At 62.4% G+C, this 20,220-nt stretch carries 21 protein-coding genes; 6 read left to right on the top strand and 15 right to left on the bottom strand.

Features of this window, described 5'->3' with window-relative positions; genetic code table 11:
* The first annotated feature begins 34 nt into the window (after positions 1-34).
* A complete protein-coding gene (locus QMA15_RS28460; RefSeq protein WP_211918252.1) occupies positions 35-1,270 on the top strand; it encodes a crosslink repair DNA glycosylase YcaQ family protein in 1,236 nt (411 codons plus the stop codon).
* Positions 1,271-1,492: 222 nt separating this feature from the next.
* Here the strand turns inward: QMA15_RS28460 and QMA15_RS28455 are convergent, their stop codons facing one another.
* Complete coding sequence (locus QMA15_RS28455; protein WP_290287725.1) at positions 1,493-2,602, bottom strand: Rieske 2Fe-2S domain-containing protein; 1,110 nt, start codon at positions 2,600-2,602, stop codon at positions 1,493-1,495.
* A 287-nt stretch (positions 2,603-2,889) separates the two neighbouring features.
* Here QMA15_RS28455 and QMA15_RS28450 point away from each other — a divergent pair, with 287 nt between their 5' ends.
* The gene (locus QMA15_RS28450) at positions 2,890-3,606 is read left to right on the top strand and encodes a helix-turn-helix domain-containing protein (protein WP_003945819.1); all 717 of its coding nucleotides are present in this window, start codon (positions 2,890-2,892) and stop codon (positions 3,604-3,606) included.
* Between the two features lie 77 nt (positions 3,607-3,683).
* On the opposite strand, the gene QMA15_RS28445 is transcribed toward QMA15_RS28450, so the two are convergent.
* From QMA15_RS28445 to echA20, 4 genes are read right to left on the bottom strand one after another with little or no spacing between them, the layout of a single operon-like run.
* Positions 3,684-4,745 (bottom strand): nitronate monooxygenase, encoded by a 1,062-nt coding sequence (locus tag QMA15_RS28445; RefSeq protein WP_019746967.1) that lies wholly within the window; start codon positions 4,743-4,745, stop codon positions 3,684-3,686.
* Positions 4,742-5,497, bottom strand: a complete 756-nt coding sequence (locus QMA15_RS28440) for a CoA-transferase (RefSeq protein ID WP_019746968.1) — start codon at positions 5,495-5,497, stop codon at positions 4,742-4,744. The genes QMA15_RS28445 and QMA15_RS28440 overlap by 4 nt, the downstream gene beginning before the upstream one ends.
* On the bottom strand, positions 5,494-6,402 hold the full coding sequence (gene ipdA, locus QMA15_RS28435) for a cholesterol ring-cleaving hydrolase subunit IpdA (protein WP_019746969.1): 909 nt from the start codon (positions 6,400-6,402) through the stop codon (positions 5,494-5,496). The genes QMA15_RS28440 and ipdA overlap by 4 nt, the downstream gene beginning before the upstream one ends.
* Before the next feature lie 7 nt (positions 6,403-6,409).
* Entirely contained in the window at positions 6,410-7,186 is a 777-nt protein-coding gene (gene echA20 / locus QMA15_RS28430) for a (7aS)-7a-methyl-1,5-dioxo-2,3,5,6,7,7a-hexahydro-1H-indene-carboxyl-CoA hydrolase (RefSeq protein ID WP_003945611.1), read from the bottom strand.
* A 102-nt stretch (positions 7,187-7,288) separates the two neighbouring features.
* Between echA20 and QMA15_RS28425 the strand changes: the two genes are divergently transcribed.
* Positions 7,289-8,203 (top strand): SDR family oxidoreductase, encoded by a 915-nt coding sequence (locus tag QMA15_RS28425; protein ID WP_020906294.1) that lies wholly within the window; start codon positions 7,289-7,291, stop codon positions 8,201-8,203.
* A 67-nt stretch (positions 8,204-8,270) separates the two neighbouring features.
* Here the strand turns inward: QMA15_RS28425 and QMA15_RS28420 are convergent, their stop codons facing one another.
* From QMA15_RS28420 to QMA15_RS28405, 4 genes are all read right to left on the bottom strand, one after another.
* On the bottom strand, positions 8,271-8,942 hold the full coding sequence (locus tag QMA15_RS28420) for a GNAT family N-acetyltransferase (RefSeq protein WP_279163097.1): 672 nt from the start codon (positions 8,940-8,942) through the stop codon (positions 8,271-8,273).
* 94 nt (positions 8,943-9,036) lie between these two features.
* Positions 9,037-9,450 carry a hypothetical protein gene (locus QMA15_RS28415; protein ID WP_021342917.1) on the bottom strand — a complete coding sequence of 138 codons (414 nt, stop codon included), beginning with the start codon at positions 9,448-9,450 and terminating at the stop codon, positions 9,037-9,039.
* 57 nt (positions 9,451-9,507) lie between these two features.
* Complete coding sequence (locus QMA15_RS28410) at positions 9,508-9,996, bottom strand: nitroreductase family deazaflavin-dependent oxidoreductase (RefSeq protein ID WP_029254509.1); 489 nt, start codon at positions 9,994-9,996, stop codon at positions 9,508-9,510.
* A 1-nt stretch (position 9,997) separates the two neighbouring features.
* Positions 9,998-11,161, bottom strand: coding sequence for a steroid 3-ketoacyl-CoA thiolase (locus QMA15_RS28405; protein WP_019746975.1), 1,164 nt, complete (start codon positions 11,159-11,161; stop codon positions 9,998-10,000).
* Positions 11,162-11,335: 174 nt separating this feature from the next.
* Here QMA15_RS28405 and QMA15_RS28400 point away from each other — a divergent pair, with 174 nt between their 5' ends.
* Positions 11,336-12,586, top strand: a complete 1,251-nt coding sequence (locus QMA15_RS28400; protein ID WP_003945573.1) for a cytochrome P450 — start codon at positions 11,336-11,338, stop codon at positions 12,584-12,586.
* 194 nt (positions 12,587-12,780) lie between these two features.
* Here the strand turns inward: QMA15_RS28400 and QMA15_RS28395 are convergent, their stop codons facing one another.
* From QMA15_RS28395 to QMA15_RS28370, 6 genes are all read right to left on the bottom strand, one after another.
* Positions 12,781-13,161 (bottom strand): VOC family protein, encoded by a 381-nt coding sequence (locus QMA15_RS28395; protein ID WP_020906296.1) that lies wholly within the window; start codon positions 13,159-13,161, stop codon positions 12,781-12,783.
* Positions 13,162-13,334: 173 nt separating this feature from the next.
* On the bottom strand, positions 13,335-13,745 hold the full coding sequence (locus QMA15_RS28390) for a nuclear transport factor 2 family protein (RefSeq protein WP_019746977.1): 411 nt from the start codon (positions 13,743-13,745) through the stop codon (positions 13,335-13,337).
* A gap of 9 nt (positions 13,746-13,754) precedes the next feature.
* Positions 13,755-14,618, bottom strand: a complete 864-nt coding sequence (locus tag QMA15_RS28385) for a TIGR03619 family F420-dependent LLM class oxidoreductase (RefSeq protein ID WP_019746978.1) — start codon at positions 14,616-14,618, stop codon at positions 13,755-13,757.
* 35 nt (positions 14,619-14,653) lie between these two features.
* Complete coding sequence (locus QMA15_RS28380) at positions 14,654-15,835, bottom strand: thiolase domain-containing protein (RefSeq protein ID WP_003945946.1); 1,182 nt, start codon at positions 15,833-15,835, stop codon at positions 14,654-14,656.
* Entirely contained in the window at positions 15,835-16,905 is a 1,071-nt protein-coding gene (locus QMA15_RS28375; RefSeq protein ID WP_003945801.1) for a thiolase domain-containing protein, read from the bottom strand. Before QMA15_RS28375 ends, QMA15_RS28380 begins: the two co-directional genes overlap by 1 nt.
* Before the next feature lie 10 nt (positions 16,906-16,915).
* A complete protein-coding gene (locus QMA15_RS28370; protein WP_019746979.1) occupies positions 16,916-17,893 on the bottom strand; it encodes an OB-fold nucleic acid binding domain-containing protein in 978 nt (325 codons plus the stop codon).
* A 73-nt stretch (positions 17,894-17,966) separates the two neighbouring features.
* Between QMA15_RS28370 and QMA15_RS28365 the strand changes: the two genes are divergently transcribed.
* Together QMA15_RS28365 and QMA15_RS28360 are read left to right on the top strand one after the other, a co-directional pair.
* Positions 17,967-19,004: an LLM class F420-dependent oxidoreductase gene (locus QMA15_RS28365; RefSeq protein WP_019746980.1), complete on the top strand. Its 1,038-nt coding sequence runs from the start codon at positions 17,967-17,969 to the stop codon at positions 19,002-19,004.
* 172 nt (positions 19,005-19,176) lie between these two features.
* Positions 19,177-20,151, top strand: coding sequence for a hypothetical protein (locus QMA15_RS28360; RefSeq protein WP_020968491.1), 975 nt, complete (start codon positions 19,177-19,179; stop codon positions 20,149-20,151).
* Positions 20,152-20,220: the final 69 nt, after the last annotated feature.

The raw sequence follows: 20,220 nt of genomic DNA, 5'->3' as shown, positions 1-20,220 counted from the left end.
AACTTGTCGGACGGCGTGCGTAGTGTGGTCGGCTATGAGCGAAGTCGTGTCTCTGGCAGCTGCCCGCCGAATAGCGCTCGCCGCTCAAGGGTTCGGCAAATCACACCCGGCAACGGTGACGCGGCGCAATCTGGTCAGCGTGATGGACCGGCTGCAGGTCTTGCAGATCGACTCGGTCAACGTTTTCGAACGCAGTCACTACCTGCCCGTTTATGCGCGACTGGGCGCGTACGACAAGTCCAGGCTTGATCAGCTGACCTTCTCCCCGGAGTCGGGGTACCTCGAATACTGGGGACACGAAGCGACGTTCCTGCCGGTGGACATGTGGCCGCTCTTTCGTTGGCGCATGGACCAGTTTCGTGACAAAGCGTTGAGCGACAAGAACGGATGGGCGTCTGATCGGCGCGACTTCCTCGACTGGTTGCGCAACGAACTGCGTGAAAACGGTCCGATGGCGGCGAGCGAAGTCGAGCATGAAGCGAATACACGCCGCGGCCCGTGGTGGGGGTGGTCGGACGTGAAAGTCGGGCTGGAGACTCTGTTCCGTTGGGGCGAAGTGGTATCGGCGGGTCGCGCAGGATTCGAACGTCGATACGGCCTTGCCGAACACATGCTCGCGCCCGAGATCCTCGATGCGAGGATCGATCGATCGGACGCGATCCGTGAGCTGGTGCTGCGTGGTGTGAAGGCCCACGGACTCGGTACGCTCGACGATATCGCCGACTACTTTCGGCTGCCGAGCGCTGAGGCACGAATTGCCTTGCGTGAGCTCGAAGACGCCGGCAATGTACGCAGTATTTCCGTCGAGGGCTGGGAGCGTCGTGGCAAGCCTCGCGAGGTATGGATTGATCCACAGGCAAAGCGTCCAAGGTCGATCCGAACCGAGGCTCTGTTGTCGCCCTTCGATCCGGTAGTGTGGGCGCGCGATCGAGCGTTGCGGCTCTTCGACTTTCACTACCGGATCGAGATCTATACTCCCGCACACAAGCGGGTTCACGGCTACTATGTGCTCCCCGTGTTGATCGACGACAATATCTGCGCGCGAGTCGATCTCAAGAACGACCGACAGAGCCGTCGGCTACTCGTGCGCGCTGCTTGGGCTGAGCCCACCGCCGATGCCGACACTGCACCGCGTCTGGCTGAGCTCCTTCGTAGAACCGCAATGTGGCAAGGCTGCGACACCGTAGTCGTGGAGAACAATGGAACATTGGCATCAGAGCTGGCCGCTGTGATGGCCGGCGACGAGGTGGATGCGGTGGGAGCGCGCTAGGTCAATCTGGAACGGTGAGTCTCCCGTCGACTGCAGCTCGGTTGATGGAATCTCTTAATGCCGAACAAGTTCCGGTGCGAATTTTCGGCGACGCCTTGTCTTCGCGATACTCCGAACACACGTTGTGCGGATCCGATCGCCATTGAGTCGAGGTATGTTGCCAGCTGTTCTTCTCGACGAGGACATATGTTCCACACCGCTCGCAGTCCACTGGTTCCATGGTCACTGCGCTGCTCCTGCACGGCGTGCGAGGTTGTCTGCAACCTCCTGTTTCCACACCTCGATGGGTTTGCTTGTGTCCATCTCGAATTCGAAGCGATCGATCATCTCGGGCGTGACGTCGGCGACGTCGACGTAGAACTGTTCGTACCACCGCCTCAGTTGGTAGACCGGACCGTCCTCGGTGCAGAGTAGTGGGTTGTCGATGCGGGTCTTGTTCTTCCAGATCTCGATGTCCTGCTCGAATCCGACGCCGATGTAACCGATCATCGCGTCAACGGTTTGGTCCGCTATCCCGGCGGGAAGTTCCTCGGTCTTCTTGACGGTGATGCCGTACATCAGGACAAACTTGTTCGGGCTGACCGGATAGTGGCAGTTGATCAAAACCGAATCCACCTTGAACGTTTCGTACTGGTACACCAGATCATCGATCATGAACGACGGTCCGTGATAGGCGGCCACCGAGAAGTTCGAGACCAACTGCGGCACGTCGGGATCCGTCCAGGTCACGATGTCGTCGCGGTTGATACCGCTCTGCTCCTGGATGGCGACATGCCCCTCGAAGACGTTCTTGAAGTAAGTGGGAAACGAAAAGTGCACGTAGAAGAAGTGCGCCATGTCCACGACGTTGTCGACGATTTCTCGACAGTTGGTGTCGATGACGATTGACTTCCATACCCAATCGGTCCATTCGTGGTCCGGAGTTTTGATTACCGGTATGGCGACTTCGGCCGGAGGCGGATTGCCTTCGGGGTCATGCCAGACGAAAAGCAGTCCGTCTTGTTCGAGGGTGGTCCAGGCGCGGGTTTTGGCAAGCGGTGGAACGCGGCGTGCATAGGGGATCGCGGTGCATTTGCCGTTGCCGCCCCAACGCCAGTCGTGGAAGGGGCAGGCGACTGAATCGCCCTTGACCGTGCCCTGACTGAGGTCGCCGCCCATGTGACGGCAGTAGGCATCGAGGACCTTCAATTCGCCCTGGCTGTCGGCAAATACGACAAGCTTGGTGCCTAAGGCCTCGATCGGATGTGGGTTCCCGTCGTGGAAATCCGTTGCAAGTCCGAGGCAGTGCCATCCGCGGGCAAAACGTTCGGGAGCAGCGCCCTCGTCGATCATGCGGATCTCGTCGACTTCGCCGAGGTCCGTTGTGGTCGTCACGTCTGTAGTCAACTCGTCGTCCTTTGTTCAGTGATCTGTGTTGGCCACTGTGGTGAGGAGTTGGTCCAGGTTCAACGGGGGTAACCGGTGATCGGTATAGCTGCAGGTGGAGTGGCCAGGCAGGTTTGTCTCCCGCACGGTGGGAAATGCCCTGGCGGTTCGTCCGGTGAAGGCCCAGATTTGCAGTCAGCAGAGCACGCCCAGCGCTGTCCTCTCGACGGGCGGATCACCGAAACGGAGACGCCATGTCGGTCGGACCGATCACAGAAGAGCCCATCCCTATGTCAACCCTCGACAGGTTGGCGATGGTAGTGGATTGCTTTCGTGACACGCCGCGGTTGACGCTGGGCGAGGTGGCCCGTCGAACCGGGATTCCGCGATCGTCCGTGCACAGGATGCTTCTGAAGCTAGTGAGGATGGATTGGCTTCGCAGAGAAGGCCTCGAGTACGAAATCGGCGACAAACTCGGCGATCTTGGGGCAATCTCGTTGTATCGAAACAAGTTCGAGAGGGTGGTGGTGCCGTTGTTGTACAACCTGCACCTCGTCACCAATCAGGCCGTACATCTCGGGGTCCTCGAGGGAAGCAACGTGCGATACCTTCAGAAGATCGGCAGCCAGGCGATACCTGACCTCCAGACAGGCGTCGGCTCTCGCATCCCGGCGCGATCCTCGGCAATCGGCAAGGCACTCTTGGCAGCGGGCCGCCGTTCGACGGTCGCGCAGCATTCCGCAATAGCCAACCATCGGTACGGTGTCGTATTCGGTACGTGTACTTCGGGTCTCGGCTGCATCGGTGTGCGGGTGGGTGCGCTGGGCGAAGCGGAAGTCGGTCTGTCGATCAGCGGCCCACTCGTTCGAGGCAAGATCGACGATCGACACGTTGCACCGGTACAGATGGCCGCGGTGGCAATCTCCCAGTATTTCGAGGTGCCGGGTGGTCGTCACCAGCAGACCGGTTAGCTCGGCAATGCGCAGAGTGCGCCTCCTCCGACTCCGCGTAAAGCGCAGTGGGGGAGACGCACTCGGATGAATCTGCGTCAGCGAAGAGCCGCAAGCGCGTCGATACGCTTGGCCGCGTCCTCCATGATGTTCTCGATCAGTTCCTTGCAGCTGGGCAGATCGTTGATCATTCCGACAACCTGACCCGAGGCAAGCACGCCGGCTTCCGTATTGCCCTCGACCAGACCGGCCTTGAGCAACATCGGGGTATTCGCCGCCATGATGATTTGCATCAGCGTGCGGTCACCCGAGCGCTTCATCGCGAGGCCGTCCTTGGCGAGCGTCGACCACTTCATACCTGTCATTGCCTTGAACTTGGTGGCGTTCTTGGCAGCAGCGATCAAACCGGTTGCATAGCTGGAACCTTCGAGGCTGTTGACCAGGTCGGTGTTGAGCACACGATGAGGCATGCCGTCGACCTTGCGTGAGACCGTCGTATCCGTCAGTCCTCGCTTGAGGTATTCCTGCTTGACGGAGTCCGGCACCGAAGAGTCACTGGTGAGCAAGAAACGCGTCCCCATGGCGACACCGGCAGCGCCGTACGCCAACGCTGCGGCCAGCCCGCGGCCGTCGAAGAATCCGCCACCGGCGATGACCGGAATATCGACAGCGTCGAGAACCGAGGGGAGAAGCAATGTCGTTGCCACACCGCCGGTGTGACCACCACCTTCGCCGCCCTGGACGATGACGGCGTCCGCGCCCCAAGATGCAACCTTGACCGCATGCTTCGCGGCACCGATCGACGGTACGACGACGATGCCGTGGTCCTTGAGCTTGGCGATCAGTTCCTTCTTGGGAGCCAAGGCAAACGACGCGACCTTGACGCCCTCACGGATCAGCAGGTCCGCGCGCTGCGGCGCGTCGGTGGCGTCGGCACGCATGTTGACGCCGAACGGCTTGTCCGTGAGCTGCTTCGTCTTCTTGATCGCGTGCTCGAGCTCGTCGTAGGTCATCGTGGCCGAAGCCAGGATGCCGAGACCGCCCGCGTTGGCCGTCGCCGACGTCAGCGCGGGCCCGGAAACCCAGCCCATGCCTGTCTGCACGATCGGGTACTCGACACCGACCAGTTCGGTCAGTGCTGTCTTCAGAGTGGGGGTCATGCCGAGACCTCACGGTCCCGGAGGTTGCGCGGATCGAGGGTCTCGCGAATGAGGTGGAGTTCTTCGGCGGTGGGGTCACGGGTGATACCGGCCTCGGCGAGTCCGGCTACCTCGAACGAGGTGTTCTCGGCTACCTCTTCGGCGGTGACGCCGGGATGGAGGCTCAACGCGCGGAAGGTGTTTCCCGGTCCACCGAAGTCGAAGACACCGAGGTTGGTGACAACGCGGGGGATGTTCAGGTACTTGTATGCCGGGTTCTCGGGATCGATCTGGTCGTAGCCGACACCGCACACCACGTCGACCTTGTCGACGAACACTCGCTTGGAGTGCTTGGGGACGAAGTAGCTCGTCGCGTGGTTGATGGTGTTGCCCGGGGCGCCGCGCACACCGAACATCTGACGCGTCGGTTGCTGAAGCGGGCCGAAGGCGGAGAGGTTCTGGTTGCCGTGGCGATCGAGCTGATTGGCGCCCATGACTACGTGGCGACGGCCCGAAGCGACGACGTCGAACACCTTGCGGAAAGGCATCCATCCTTCGATGGGGCCCTTCGTTCCGACTGCCGGGGTGTCCTCGAGAATGAGGGCTTCACCATCGGTGATCAGCAGGTCGGGTTCGGTGGTGAGTCGAGCCAGGCGAGCACCGATGGTGGACGACGTCGACATCGGGCTGGCCATGATTTCGCCTGCACCGGAGAAGATTTCAGCGCACGCGAGAACAACGTACTCTGCGCGGGTGACGGTGGATTCGCTCATTTTGCCTGCTCCCCTGCCTTTGATGAATCGGCAAACTTCTTTACTGCGGCTTGGTAGTCCTCTTCGCTGCCGGAGAGGAAGGTGTCGACGAACGTCTGCCACGACTCGGGGGTCTTGGCGGCCTCGGCGTAGTGACGCTGGAACTTCTCGTCGCGGCCGTAGCTTTCGCCGGCCAACGTGAAGTGGGCACCGTTCGGGGCCTCGACGACGGCGTCGACCATCATGCGGTTGAGCAGAAGATTCTGCAGTGGAACGGATTTGACCAGTTCCTCGGTCTCGACAATGCGTTCGACGGAGACGTAACGCTTTTCGGCGGCCATGCAGTACAGGTCGTCGAAGTACGGGTCGACACCGTTGTACGCGGCATTGCCGTGCTTGTCACCGAGATTGAGGTGAACGAACGACGCATCGAGGTTGAGTGCAGGCATCGCGATCAAGGTCTCGGAGCGGCCGTCGGCCTCGGGGTACGGGGAGGTGACGGTCTTGAGTTCGTCGCCCCAGAAGTTGCGAACGTCCGAACCCAGGCCCGCGCGGATCGGGAGGAAGGGGAGGCGAGCGGCAGCGGCTTCGAGGCCGCACTTGACCATTCCCTCGTCCATCTCGCGGACTTCGATCTCACCGGCGGTGCGCGCCTTGGCGAACCACGGATCGTAGAACGGTGCGGAGTCCAGGGACACGAAACCGTAGTACGCCTTCTTGACCTTGCCGGCCGAGCACAGCAGCCCGAGATCCGGTCCGCCGTAAGTGACCACGGTCAGGTCCTTGATGTCCGAACGCAGAATCGCACGCACGAAGGCCATCGGCTTGCGGCGAGATCCCCAGCCGCCCAAGCCGATCGTCATTCCGCTGCGGAGCTCGCCGACTACCTCGTCGAGCGACTTCGTCTTGTCACGCTTGCTAGCCATGTTTGTCTCAGCCTTCCTTCTGGGTTGCGTTCTCGCGCGGCTTGCCGGTGGCGACGAATTCGTCGCGGTGTTCGTCGGACACACCGAGGAGGTTGAGTTCGAAGGTGTAGCCCTGCTCGAGGCGGTAGCTGCCCTTGACGTCGACCGGGTCGATGCCGTTGATGGCTTCCTTGGCGCACCGGATGATGCGGGTGTCCTTCGCGGCGATCTTTGCGGCGATCTCGCGAGCGCACTCGTCGAGCTTCTCGCGCGGGACCACGTCGTAGACGCTGCCGAACTGTTTGAGTGTGTGGGCGTCGACGCTCTGTGCGGTGTAGTACAGCGTGCGCATCATGTGCTGCGGCACCAGTCGTGAGAGGTGCGTGGCAGCGCCGAGTGCACCGCGGTCGACCTCGGGGAGGGAGAAGATCGCGTCGTCGGAAGCGACGATCACATCCGCGTTGCCGACCAGTCCGATGCCACCGCCGACACAGAATCCGTTGACGGCCACGACGACGGGTACAGCGCAGTCGTAGACGGCTGCGAAGGCCGCGGCGCAACCGCGGTTGGCGGCGACCAGTGCGTCGAATCCCTCGGTCGCCTGCATCTCCTTGATGTCGACGCCGGCGTTGAATCCGCGTCCCTCGGCTCGCAGGATCACCACGTGAGTGTTGAGATCCTTGCCCGCGTCGAGGATGGCGTCGGCAAGCTCGAACCATCCCTTGGACGGGATTGCATTGACCGGCGCGTAGTCGATGGTGACCGTGGTGATGCCGGTTCCGTCGGAGGAGGTGCTGATGCCCATATCGGGATTCCTTACGTCTGTGTACCAAACCAAGCGATTGCTTGGTAAGTTAGCACACAAGCGGAGCCGACAAGCCCGAGCAGAGTGCATTAGGAGACAAATATGAGTGGATTGGTCGACGGACGCGTAGTCATCATCACCGGGGCTGGTCGCGGGATCGGGCGTGCGCATGCCTTGGCGTTTGCTGCCGAGGGCGCCAAGGTCGTCGTCAACGACATCGGTGCGGGTGCCGACGGTTCCGAGACCGGTGAGAGTCCGGCCGAGCAGGTTGTCGCGGAGATCATCGCCGCCGGTGGCCAAGCAGTGGTCAACGGAGACGACGTGGCCGACTGGGCGGGCGCCGAGAATCTGATCAAGACCGCGATCGACACCTTCGGTGGCCTGGACGTACTCGTGAACAACGCGGGCTTCCTGCGGGACCGCATGCTGGTCGGCATGAGCGAAGGCGAGTGGGACGCGGTGATTCGCGTGCACCTCAAGGGGCACTTCGCGCCGCTGCGTCACGCTGCTGCCTACTGGCGCGCTGAGGCCAAGGCGGGCAAGACCGTCGACGCACGCATCATCAACACCAGTTCGGGTGCAGGACTGCAAGGTTCGATCGGCCAGGGTAACTACGCTGCCGCGAAGGCCGGTATCGCCGAGATGACCATCCAGGCCGCAGCCGAGCTCAAGAATTACGGCGTCAGTGTCAACGCGATCGCGCCTGCTGCGCGCACGCGCATGACCGTCGGCGCGGGTGGGGCGATGGCCGAGTCGATGGCAGCTCCCGAAGAGGGCTTCGATGCCATGGCGCCCGAGAACATCTCGCCGCTGGTCGTCTGGCTCGGTAGCGCCGAGTCCAAGGACGTCACGGGGCGGGTGTTCGAGGTCGAGGGCGGAAAGATCACCGTCGCGGAGGGCTGGCGTCACGGCCCGAGCGAGGACAAGGGTGACCGTTGGGACCCGAAGGAGATCGGGCCCGTCGTGGCAACGCTGTTGGAGAAGGCGGAGATTCCGACGCCGGTGTACGGGGCGTAGGGCCTCCGGCCCCGTGAGTGGTTAAGGAGTGCAGGGACTCCTTAACCACTCACAGGTGGTGTGCCGGCTACGCAGGCGCCCGAACCACCAACACGGTGCCGGGGAACTCTGCGGCGAGCTCGCGCCGAGAATGCTTCACGCAGGCTGTGCCGTAGCCCTTCTTGCGAGATTCCGGCGCGATCCAGATCGCCACGTTGACCTCTTGGCCGTCGAGTTCGCCGAATACCAGGCCGACGCTCTTCGAGCCGTCACCGGAGACGTCCTCGGCGACGAACCAGGCAGCGGTCTCGTCGTCGATCCGGCCGAGGCCACCGACGAGCTCAGCTTCGATCCGACCCTCGCTCCACGGCTTGCCGTCTTCGCCGAGCTGCTCGCCCGAACGAATCGTGAACAGCGACTTGTCTTCTGCGCTGTCGCTGAACGGACGCAGGGTGAAGTTCTGCCCGCTGCTCGCGGGACGATCGAGCGTCGTCCATTCGAGAGTGGCGTCGAGATTCTCCAGCTCGCCCTGGATGCGATCGCGCGCAGCCTTGGTGAGCGCGCTGAACTTGAGGCTCAGAACTGCTTCGGCATTTGCTTCCGACGTGCCGAGGAGTTCCGCGACGGTGGTCAGTGCCTCCTGGTGGTCCTTGCTGTCGACCACTGCGTCCAGCACCTCGTGGCGACGCTCCAGCGCACGCACGAGGGCTGAGGTGATCTCGCGTCGGTCCAGGATTTGATCTTGAATATGCGTCGTCATATATGCGACTCCTTGCTGTGTTCGAGGCTCTGTCGAAACGCCGTGCGGACCGTACGAGTCAATAGTGCTCCAACTCGCTCGTTATGGCACGTGTTCAGCCTCCGGTGCGGCGAACGAGCCGTTCGTAGCGCTGGCGGGCAGCTTGAGTGCTGCCGAGCCCGAGTCCGAAGGCAATATCTTGCCAGGTCATGCCCCGTTCGCGGGCAATTCCGAGGAACAGCGCTTCCAGCTGTTCCATTTCGGCTCGGGCCTTGGGAATCAGAGTCAACGCAGCCATGACATCGGCGTCGTCGACCTCGGGTTCGTTCGGCTGCGGTGTGTCGGTCCCGCCGGCAAGACGAGCCACGACGCGCACCGCGCCGTAGGGCTCGAGCATCTCCGGATGAGATTGCCGCGCGCGCTGGCTTTGGGTCGCGCCGTGGCGCTCGCTGATCCGAAAGAGTCCGGCGTACTCGCGATGTGCGCGTTCGCGGCCGGAATCGATCGGTCTGAACTGGTCATCGGTCATGAACCCAGGCTGGCACGAACCCGGGCCGATGTAAACGTTTTGTTGTAAACAGTTCGTTTATTTCTTCAGTGGCTCGCACACGATGACGGGAATGATCCGGTCGGTCCAGGCCTGATAGTTGTCGAAATCCGGATACATCGCCGTCAACATCGGCCACAGTCGAGCGCGTTCGTCCTCGGTGGAGACGCGGGCTTTCATCGATCGGATCCGAGACTTGATCTGCACCGTCACCACCGGGTCCGCCTTGATGTTGAGGTACCACATCGGGTTCTTCGGAAGACCACCTTGCGACGCCACCAGAATCACGTTCTCGCCGTCCTCGAGGAACAGCAACGGACTGATCCGCTCCTCGCCGGATTTGCGACCGGTGGTGGTGAGCAGGCAGATCGGCAGCCCGCGCGGGAACGCGCTGCCGACCCGCCACTTGCTACCCAGCCGCCCGTCGGTGGCGCGATACATGGCGACGTTTGCCTTCGACATCCACTTGATGATCTTGACCGTCGCCGGAGCGTCGAGTCCCTTGGGTTTAGCTGGGGGAGTAGTCATCTCAGATACGCTCGATGATGGTTCCGGTGGCCAGCGCGCCGCCGGCGCACATCGTGATCAGAGCCGTCGAGCCGTTGCGACGCTCCAATTCGTGCAGTGCGGTGGTGATCAGTCGAGAGCCCGTGCTGCCGACCGGATGGCCGAGAGCGAGCGCGCCGCCGTTGACATTGACGTTGTCGAAGTCAGGTTCGTGAACCTGAGCCCAGGACAGTGCGACGGATGCGAATGCTTCGTTGATCTCGAACAGATCGAGGTCGCCGATCTTCATTCCGCTCTTCTCCAGGACACGGCTGGTTGCCTGCACCGGTCCGTCGAGGTGGAATTCCGGTTCCGAGCCGACCAGGGCCTGGGCGATGATGCGGGCTCGCGGCTTCAACCCGAGTGCGCGAGCCTTGTCCTCGTCCATGAGCAGGACTGCGGCTGCACCGTCGGAGATCTGGGAAGACGTTCCGGCCGTGTGAATCCCGCCTTCGAGGACGGGCTTCAGTCGGGCTAGGGACTCGGCCGTCGTATCGCGCAGGCCCTGATCGCGATTGACGAGCTTCGTCTCGCCCGTGAGGTTTCCTTCCTTGTCGACCTGGGGCGCCGAAAGTTCGAGAACCTCGCGGTCGAAACGCCCTTCCTCCCAGGCCTGCTTGGCCAGCGCCTGCGAGCGGACGCCGAGGGCTTCGATGTCGTCACGGGTCAGTCCGCGTCGACGCGCGATGCGTTCCGCAGCTTCGAACTGGTTGGGCATGTCGATGTCCCACGTCGCAGGCCGACGCGGTCCGGCCTGATCGCCGACGTTTGCGCCGAGGGGAACCTGGCTCATGGCTTCGATGCCGCAGGCGATGCCGGCGTCGATGGCGCCGGTGGCAATCAGACCGGCGATCAGATGGTTCGCCTGCTGGGCCGAACCGCACTGGCAGTCCACGGTGGTTGCGCCGGTCTGCCACGGAAGTCCGGCGTGCAGCCAAGCCGTGCGCGTGATGTTGTTGGACTGAGCGCCGGCCTGGGTGACGCAGCCGCCGATCACCTGCTCGATCAGCAACGGGTCGATTCCCGACCGGTCGAGAACGCCCTTTTGTGCCGCTCCGAGGATCTCGGCGGCGTGCAGACCGGCGAGCCAACCTCCGCGCTTGCCGATCGGTGTACGGACAGCCTCGACGATTACTGGTGTGCCCACAGCGGGCTCCTTTCCTTGTAATGAAAAAGTAGAACAGGTTCTCTGCGGGAAGCAAGACCTGCCGACGTTTCCTTTCCTAGTAAGCAGGCTTGTGTTTCAATGAGAGTAGAACGTGTTACACATCACGGATCCCCATCACCCCTGTGATGAAAAGGCTTAGGGCAGGAGACATCAGTGGCACAGCCCGCATTCCCCGAGGGAATCGACTTCACGGACCCCGACATCTACGCGGAACGCATGCCGTTCGAGGAGTTCGCCGAACTCCGGAAGACGGCCCCCGTGTGGTGGAATCCGCAGCCCCCGGAAATCGGTGGATTCCAGGACGAGGGCTTCTGGGTGGTCACCCGTCATGAAGAGGTCAAGGAGGTCTCGCAGCGAAGCGACATCTTCTCGACCCACGAGAACACTGCGATTCCTCGCTTCGCCGACGACATCCCGCGTGAGAACGTCGAGATGCAGCGATTCATCCTCATCAACAAGGACGCTCCGGAGCACACCAAGCTTCGCAAGCTGGTTTCGCGTGGATTCACCCCGCGAGCCATCAACAGCCTGCGCGAAGAACTGACCGAGCGCGCCGAAAAGATCGTCAAGACTGCGGCTGCCGGTGGTGCCGGAGACTTCGTGGTTCAGGTCGCGTCCGAACTTCCGCTGCAGGCAATCGCCGAGCTTCTCGGTGTGCCGCAGGAAGATCGAATGAAGCTCTTCGACTGGTCCAACCAGATGACGTCCTACGACGATCCTGAGTTCGACATCGACCCGCAGGCAGCGTCGATGGAGATTCTGGGATACGCGTACCAGATGGCGGATCAGCGCAAGAAGTGTCCCGCCGATGACATCGTCACCAAGCTCATCGAAGCTGACATCGACGGAAATGAGCTCTCCCCAGAGGAATTCGGCTTCTTCGTGATTCTGCTTGCGGTCGCGGGTAACGAGACCACTCGCAATGCCATCACACACGGCATGGTTGCCTTCCTCGACAATCCCGACCAGTGGGAGCTGTACAAGAAGGAACGCCCGAAGACTGCGGCCGACGAGATCGTTCGTTGGGCCACCCCGGTGACCTCTTTCCAGCGGACCGCGCTCGAAGACACCGAACTCGGGGGACAGAAGATCAAGAAGGGCGATCGCGTCGTGATGATGTACGCGTCGGCCAACTTCGACGAAGACGTCTTCGAGAACCCCACGAAGTTCGACATCATGCGTGACCCCAATCCGCACCTCGGATTCGGCGGCACGGGTGCGCACTTCTGCATCGGCGCCAACTTGGCTCGTCTCGAAATCGATCTGATCTTCAACGCGATCGCCGATCACCTACCCGACATCACCAGGCTCGGCGATCCCCGTCGCCTGCGCTCGGGCTGGCTCAACGGCATCAAAGAGTTTCAGGTTGATTACAAGACATCGGGCTGCCCGGTCAAACACTGATCCGGACATATACTGACCTGGTAACCGGCGAGTAGGTTCTGTGTAGGTTTTCGGGAGTTGCCTCTGCACTCTCGAACACGCAGAACTACAGTAGACGTTCCGGGGGGCCACTAGTTGGCAACCTGGAACTGCGGCGGCGTCTGCGGGATCCCTCATCTCCCGTAGGCGCCGCCGTTTGTAGTTCAATCTCTAATTCAGCCGCCGTATGGCTTGGTGATCGCTTCCAGGAAATGTCCCGACGGGTCGAGGAAGTAGACCCCACGCCCACCGTCGTTGGTGTTGAAGCCGGTACTCGACTGGCGCGGATCGGCCCAGTGATCAAGTTTCAACGCCTGTATCCGCTGGTAGATGCCGTCGAAGTCATCTTCGGAGACGAGGAAAGCGTAGTGCTGAGACGCAACCTCGGCGCCCTCTTCCACCTGTGCGAAGTCCAGTGTCACCCCGTGCTCGAGTTCGACGCCGAGAAAGTAGCCGGCCTCGACCGGGCCTGGCAGACCGAACATGTGAGTGAAGAACCACGCAGACTCTTGTCGGTCTTTTGCGGCGATGATGGTGTGGTTGAACGAAATGGTCATGAGTGACCCCTTGCAGTACGACGCCTCCATGCCTGACGCAGTCCGTCATCGACACGCGACGTTGGCAACCAGGAAACCATTTCAGGGTTCTCGGTGCAAGTACGACAGGCTGATTCGAATACGACGAGAGCGGCCCCGGTCGATGACCGGGGCCGCTCTCGTACTGTGGGTTCTCAGGCTTTGCGTGCCGTCTTCATCGCACGGTCCACTTCCCAGAATGCTCGAAGCGACGCGATCTTGCCTGCGTCGTTCACGCGATAGACGAACACGCCCTCGGCGTCGATGATCGAGCCGCCGATGGTGGTCCGGATCTTGCCGATGTTGACGTTCTCGTTGCCGCACACCAGTGAATCGTCGATCAGAAACTCGAGCTTGTCCGCGGTCGCGATCGTCATGTCGTAGAACTTGGAGATCGCTTCGCGTCCGTGATGGCCTTTGCCCTCGGGATCGAATCCCGACGGCCCGACCGGATCCTCCACCCAACCGTCCTCGGCGAAGAGGTCCAGCCAGGCTTCCTTGTTCTTGCCACTCGCTGCGGCGCGCGAAGCGTTACCCGCGACGCGGGCGGGGTGTTCGTCAGTCATCGCGACTCCTCAGTTGATGTACTGCTCGGCGAACTTACGCATCGAATCCTGCTTTGCCTCCAGCGGGGCATCGAAGCCGATTCCGTCGAAAACCCAAGGTACGGTGATGATGTCCGTGACGCCGGCATCTTCGAGTTCTGCGTAACCGTCCTTGCCGAAACGGTCGATGCACACCGTCTGGATTTCGAACGGCTCGTTCTCGCGGCCGTACTCGGCGCGTAGTTCGCGTAGTCGTGCGATCACACCCACCAGGTCGTCGAACTTGATCATCGCCGAGGTCCAACCGTCGCCGACTCGCGCAGCACGCTTGAGCGCCACCTCGGTGTGGCCGCCGACGTAGAACGGAACCGGCTTGGTGGGAGCCGGACTCATCTGCAGGCGATCGAAATCGAAGAACTCGCCGTGATACTCGACCATCCCGCCGCCGAGAATTAGTTTGAGAACGTCGATCATCTCGTCCACTCGGGCGCCGCGACGCTTGTACGGAGCGCCGCACCACTCGAACTCTTCAGGAGCCCAACCGATTCCGACACCGAAGCCGAAACGGTTGTTCGTCAATGCCGCTACCGATCCGACCTGCCGCGCGAGCAGGACCGGATTGCGGCTACCCAGCTTGAGCACCTGGGTGTAGAACTCGATCTTCTCGGTCACCGCGCCCATTGCAGCTGCGGCGATCAGCGGATCGACCCAGGGGGTCTCGGCATTCCACATCCGAGACCCGTCCGGGGTGTACGGGTAATCCGCCGCCTGCGTTTCCATGAAGAACAGTGAATCGGGGAGAGCGATCGACGAAAAGCCGCATTCTTCGGCCGTTTTGGCGATACCGGCTAACTGGTCCAAGGGGTTCATGGCAACCCCGACGGTGTACTTCATCTTCGGTCTCTTCCTGATCGGCGTGTGTGCTGCTGTTACGTGGTGGGACGTTCGGAGCCGACGACCCACATCGAGAAGTACTGCGAGCCACCGCCGTAGGCATGGCCGAGAGCCTTGCGCGCGTCGGCCACCTGGTGATCGCCGGCGCGGTGCATGACCTGCATCGCCGACTCGGCAAAACGGATCATGCCCGAGGCGCCGATCGGGTTGGAAGAGAGAACACCGCCCGAGGCATTGACCGGGAGCTTGCCGCCGATCGCGGTTTCGCCGGCCTCGGTCAGCTTCCAGCCCTGGCCTTCCTCCGCGAAACCGAGGTTCTCGAGCCACATCGGCTCGAACCACGAGAACGGGACATAGATTTCGGCGCAGTCGATTTCGTTGAGCGGATCGGTGATTCCCGCGGACTTCCACAGCGCGGCCGCGGCGTCACGGCCGGCCTGCGGATTGACCTGATCGCGTCCGGCATAGAAGGTCGGCTCGGTGCGCATGGCGGTTGCGTGGATCCACGCGACCGAACGACCCTCGGCCTCGACCTGTGCGGCCGCTTCCTCGTTGCCGATCACCAGAGCGCACGCGCCGTCCGAGGACGGGCAGGTCTCGTCGTAGCGGATCGGATCCCAAAGCATCTGAGATGCCTGCACCGATTCGAAGGTGATGTCCGGCTGCCGCAGGTGCGCATACGGATTGAGGCTGCCGTTGAGCCGATCTTTCACCGCGACGAGGTAGCCGATGTGCTCCGGTGCGCCCGATCGACGAATGTACGAACGGACGTGCGGGGCGAAGTATCCACCGGCGCCGGCGCCGACAGGCATGTTGAACGGTACCGGTGTGGACAGCGCCCACATGGCGTTCGACTCGGACTGCTTCTCCCAGGAAACCGTCAGAACCCGCTTGTGGACACCGGATTTGACCAGGCTGGAGGCGACGATAGCCGTCGAACCACCCACCGAGCCGGCAGTGTGAACACGCAGCAACGGCTTTCCGTTGGCGCCAAGGGCATCCGACATGGCGAGTTCGGGCATCATCGAACCCTCGAACAGGTCGGGGGCCTTTCCGATGACGACGGCGTCGATGTCGTCCCAGCCGACGTTGGCGTCGAGCATCGCGGCGTCGATGGCTTCACGAACCAAGCCCGCCATCGAGACATCATGACGCTTTGCGACGTAGTGAGTTTGGCCGGTGCCGAGCACGGCCGCGAGTTGAGGCGTTCCGGCCATCAGTTCCGTCCCTCCAAGACTGCTACCAGGTTCTGCTGCAGCACAGGGCCGCTTGTTGCATGGGCCAGAGCGCGATTCGCCTGGCCGTCGAAGATTGCCTTGGCGGCGTGGCCGATTCGTTCCAGACCACCGGCGAACAGTGGGTTGCCGCTGAGCGGACCGCCGGACGGATTGATCGTGGTGGCGTCGGTCAGGCCGATCGCTTCCTTCAAGATCAATTCCTGGTGAGTGAACGGCGCGTGCAGTTCGGCGACGTCGATGTTGCCGACCTCGCCGCCCGTTGCCGCCTTGGCTGCCGACGTTGTGGACGGCGAGGTGGTCAGGTCACGTGCACCCAGGTTGGGGGAGTCGATGCGATGCTCGAGTCCGGTGATCCACGCCGGCCGCTCGCAGAGATCGCGGGCGCGATTGCCCGAGGCCAGCACGATTGCTGCCGCACCATCGGTGATGGGCGCACAATCGTGTGCGCGCAACGGATCTGCGAGGAACGGGCTGGCGAGTAGTGCCTCGATGTCGACCTCGCCTGCGAGCTGAGCCTTCGGATTACTCAGCGCGTGACGACGGCTGCGAGCGGCAACCTCCGCCATGTCCTCTTGCGTCCACTTACCCGCGTCGAGTCCGAGTCGGGCTTGAAGTCCGGCGATCGAGACGGAGTCCGGCCACAGCGGAGTGACGAGGTACGGATCGAGCTGCATGGACAGGATCTTGCGCAGGTGCCCGGCGGAGGATTTGCCGAAGCCGTACACCAGCGCGGTCTCGACCTCGCCGGTCAAGATCTTGATCCACGCTTCGTAGAAGGCCCACGCAGCATCCATCTCGACGTGAGATTCGTTGATCGGCGGGACCGCTCCGATGGAGTCGATGGCCGAGATGAAGGAGAACGCTCGTCCGGCCAGGTAATCGGAAGATCCGGAGCACCAGAAGCCGATGTCGGACTTGGTGATTCCCAGATCGCTGTAGAGCTGCTGGAAGCACGGGACGAGCATCTCGACGCCGTTGGTGGTGCCGTTGGTTTCGCGGACGTGGGGTGCCTGAGCAAAGCCCACGACTGCGATGTCTGCAGAAGTCATTTCAGGAGCCTCACAGGTGGTGTTGGAAGGTGGAGTACTCGGCGTCGGGTTCACCTGTCGGCCGGAAGTATTCGATGTTCTCGAGGGTGTAACCCCACTCTTCGCGAGGCTTCCACTTGGCTTCGACGCGCATGCCCATGCGTACGTCCGCGGCATCACATTCGAGGATCAAGTGCAGGAACGGAATGTCGGCTCCGTCGAGAAGCACGTAGGCGGCCACGTAGGGCGGTTTGATTCGCTGCCCGAGGAACGGGACGTTGACGATGCAGAAGGTGGTGACAATTCCCTTGTCGGGCAGTTCGATCTGCTCGCTCGTCGGCTTCCCGTTGGTGGGATTCGCGCCGCGCGGTGGGATGTAGATCTTGTCTTCGGGTCCGCTGCGACCACCGATCAGTTTGCCTTCTGCGAGACCGCGGAGGTAGAAGCTCTCCTCGGCCGAAGCGGAATGCATGAAGTGCAGGTCGACAGGCGTCGTGATCATGGTGACAGGATCGGCGCTGGAATCGACTGTCGCGATTCCATTTTCGCTCTCACCTGGTTCGAAGCACTCGATGTCCTTGATCTGCCCGATCCGCTCCGACGCCCAGCGAGCACGAACCCGCAGGCCGGTGCTGATGTCGTCGGGGGAGTCGACGTCGACCGCGTGGAGCATGGACGTGTCCGCGCCGTCGAGCTTGATCAGGGCCCACGCGAAAGGCTTCGTCAGGGGTTGACCCTCGATGGGTTCGGGCATCCACGTCCAACTCACGACCGTTCCGCCGTCGGACACTCCGACGAAGTCGGTCAGTGGTTCGGCCGTATCCGGATCGAATTCCGGTGGCGGCACGAAGACACGACCGTTCGACCCACGTGCGCCGATCACCTTGCGATCACGCAGGGCAGTCACGAACGCGCCGATGGTCGGTCCCGTCGATCTGGTGTAGTCGAAATGGAGATTCAATGGTGCGCTCAGGGGCTTGTCGGCCACCCCGCTCTTTCCGATGGTCACAAGATCGAGTAGAACAGGTTCTAGAGATTGTGGCAAGAGTCACTTCTGATCACCGGCAATGTGGAGGCCTGCGATGAAGCTTGGGTTGCAACTCGGATACTGGGGCGCACAGCCGCCGGCAAACGCCCCGGAACTGATCGAGGCCGCGGAAGGCGCGGGATTCGACGCGGTCTTCGCGGCGGAGTCGTGGGGCTCGGACGCATTCACCCCGCTCGCCTGGTGGGGATCTCGGACCGAGAACGTCCGTCTCGGCACCTCCGTCGTACAGATTTCGGCGCGAACACCGACCAGCTGTGCCATGCACGCGCTCACTCTCGATCACCTAAACGGTGGGCGAACGATCCTCGGGCTCGGCGTATCCGGACCGCAGGTCGTCGAAGGTTGGTACGGCCAGCCATTCGAGAAGCCGCTCGCGCGCACCCGCGAATACGTCTCGATCGTGCGCCAGGTCCTCGCCCGTGAAGCGCCCGTCACCAGCCCCGGCCCCCACTACCCTCTGCCGTATGCGGGACCGGGCAGTTCGGGACTTGGCAAGCCGCTCAAGCCCATTACGCACCCGCTGCGTGCGGACATCCCGATCTGGCTCGGCGCCGAAGGGCCGAAGAACGTCGCGCTCGCCGGTGAAATCGCCGACGGGTGGCTGGCGATCTACTACACCCCGCGCCTGGCCCCGATGTACAACAAGTGGCTCGACGAAGGCTTCGCTCGCGCCGGGGCCCGTCGTAGTCGCGAAGACTTCGAGGTGGCCGCCACGTGCCAGGTCATCGTGACCGACGATCGTGCCGCCGCCATCGCCGCTCTCAAGCCGATGACCGCCCTCTACGTCGGCGGAATGGGCGCCCCGGAGTTGAACTTTCACGCGCAGGTCTACAAGCGGATGGGCTACGAGAAGGAGGTCGACGAGATCGGTCGCCTCTTCATGTCGGGCCGCAAGGACGAAGCTGCTGCCGTCGTCCCCGACGAGATGGTCACCGAGACGATGATCATCGGCAACGTCGACGAGGTGCGCGCGGACGTGAAGCGTTGGGAGGAAGCCGGAGTCACGATGCTGCTGGTGACCTGCCGCGACGCCGACCATGTGCGAGAGCTCGCGGCCGCGGTGGGTGGTTGAGCGGGGCACCCCCTTTTTTTCGAGCGGGACCCCCCTTTTTTCGAGCGAACGGCACGTTCAGCGCATCTGAGGCGCTCAACGCGCCTTTCGCTCGCCGAAAGTTATCCACAGGGCCGCCAAAACCCCAGGTCGCCGCCGGGGCCCGCGGTGCTACTCGAGTCATGCTGCGACCATGCGGCGTGGAATGTGGGGCGATGATCTGGACGCGATCTACCGCGTCAGTCGAAGCGGAGTGATCCGAACGGCCGAGTTGGCGCGATTGGGCGTCTCCAACTCCGCCGTGCACACCCGGTGTCGAGTGGGTGGACCCTGGCAGCGCATATTGCCAGGAGTGATCCTGCTCCGAAATGGTCAACCGACGCCGCGTCAACGATCGATCGCTGCGCTCATGTTGAGCGGTGACGAGTCTCTGCTGACGGGGCGATCTGCCATGTCGGAGTACGGATATCGGACGCACGCCGGGGATGTGCAGGTGCTCATCCCCATCGACCGTCGTGTTCAATCGGTTGGGTTCGTCACGGTGGAGCGCACTGTTCGACTGCCTGAGCCGGAGATTCGCAACGGTCTGCGCTGTGCGCCGCTGCCGAGGGCACTACTCGACGCTGCGAGGCGGTGCAGGGCCCTCGATCCCACACGGGCACTCATTGCCGAGGTCGTTCAGCGTGGCGACGTCTCGGTGCGCGAACTTGCGAAGGAACTCGAGGCGGGCAGCAGTCGGGGGTCCGCGCTACCTCGGGTCGTGTTGCGCGAAGTGAACGCGAACGTCCACTCGGTTCCGGAGGTTCACGCGCGAAAACTGTGGCAGCGGAGCGGGCTGCCGGAAATGTTGTTCAACCATGAGATCCGGGATGCCGACGGAGACTTCATCGCAATTCCGGACGGATGGATCGATTCGGTTGCCTTCGCGTGGGACATCGACTCCTTGGAATGGCATGCCGCGCCGACGGACTACAAGCGCACGGTGGAACGTCGGACGCGTATGCAGAATGCGGGAATCATCGTGTTGCCGACGGTGCCCAGTGCACTGCGAACGGACCCTGATCGTGTGATCGACGACCTGCGTGCGCACTACAGATTGGCGCAGTCACGTCCCCGGCCACAGGTGTTCGCGAGGTCGAGGTGGGTCAAATTGGACGAAACCGGCTGAGCGAAAGTGCCTTTCGGCGCACTGAAGGCGCCGAAAGGTACGTTCGCTCGAAAAGGGGGGGGGTGGGAC

The organism is Rhodococcus sp. APC 3903, assembly GCF_030407755.1.
GTDB lineage: Bacteria > Actinomycetota > Actinomycetes > Mycobacteriales > Mycobacteriaceae > Rhodococcus_F > Rhodococcus_F erythropolis.
This window is presented reverse-complemented; position numbering and strand designations above follow the sequence as displayed.

Coding starts and splice junctions, on each gene's coding strand:
- QMA15_RS28375 (WP_003945801.1), bottom strand. CDS start 16,905: ATGACTTCTGCAGACATCGCAGTCGTGGGCTTTGCTCAGGCACCCCAC.
- QMA15_RS28410 (WP_029254509.1), bottom strand. CDS start 9,996: ATGACTACTCCCCCAGCTAAACCCAAGGGACTCGACGCTCCGGCGACG.
- QMA15_RS28380 (WP_003945946.1), bottom strand. CDS start 15,835: ATGGCCGGAACGCCTCAACTCGCGGCCGTGCTCGGCACCGGCCAAACT.
- QMA15_RS28450 (WP_003945819.1), top strand. CDS start 2,890: ATGTCGGTCGGACCGATCACAGAAGAGCCCATCCCTATGTCAACCCTC.
- QMA15_RS28420 (WP_279163097.1), bottom strand. CDS start 8,942: ATGACGACGCATATTCAAGATCAAATCCTGGACCGACGCGAGATCACC.
- QMA15_RS28455 (WP_290287725.1), bottom strand. CDS start 2,602: ATGATCGACGAGGGCGCTGCTCCCGAACGTTTTGCCCGCGGATGGCAC.
- QMA15_RS28365 (WP_019746980.1), top strand. CDS start 17,967: ATGAAGCTTGGGTTGCAACTCGGATACTGGGGCGCACAGCCGCCGGCA.
- echA20 (WP_003945611.1), bottom strand. CDS start 7,186: ATGGGCATCAGCACCTCCTCCGACGGAACCGGCATCACCACGGTCACC.
- QMA15_RS28425 (WP_020906294.1), top strand. CDS start 7,289: ATGAGTGGATTGGTCGACGGACGCGTAGTCATCATCACCGGGGCTGGT.
- QMA15_RS28360 (WP_020968491.1), top strand. CDS start 19,177: ATGCGGCGTGGAATGTGGGGCGATGATCTGGACGCGATCTACCGCGTC.
- QMA15_RS28385 (WP_019746978.1), bottom strand. CDS start 14,618: ATGAAGTACACCGTCGGGGTTGCCATGAACCCCTTGGACCAGTTAGCC.
- QMA15_RS28395 (WP_020906296.1), bottom strand. CDS start 13,161: ATGACCATTTCGTTCAACCACACCATCATCGCCGCAAAAGACCGACAA.
- ipdA (WP_019746969.1), bottom strand. CDS start 6,402: ATGGCTAGCAAGCGTGACAAGACGAAGTCGCTCGACGAGGTAGTCGGC.
- QMA15_RS28415 (WP_021342917.1), bottom strand. CDS start 9,450: ATGACCGATGACCAGTTCAGACCGATCGATTCCGGCCGCGAACGCGCA.
- QMA15_RS28390 (WP_019746977.1), bottom strand. CDS start 13,745: ATGACTGACGAACACCCCGCCCGCGTCGCGGGTAACGCTTCGCGCGCC.
- QMA15_RS28445 (WP_019746967.1), bottom strand. CDS start 4,745: ATGACCCCCACTCTGAAGACAGCACTGACCGAACTGGTCGGTGTCGAG.
- QMA15_RS28440 (WP_019746968.1), bottom strand. CDS start 5,497: ATGAGCGAATCCACCGTCACCCGCGCAGAGTACGTTGTTCTCGCGTGC.
- QMA15_RS28460 (WP_211918252.1), top strand. CDS start 35: ATGAGCGAAGTCGTGTCTCTGGCAGCTGCCCGCCGAATAGCGCTCGCC.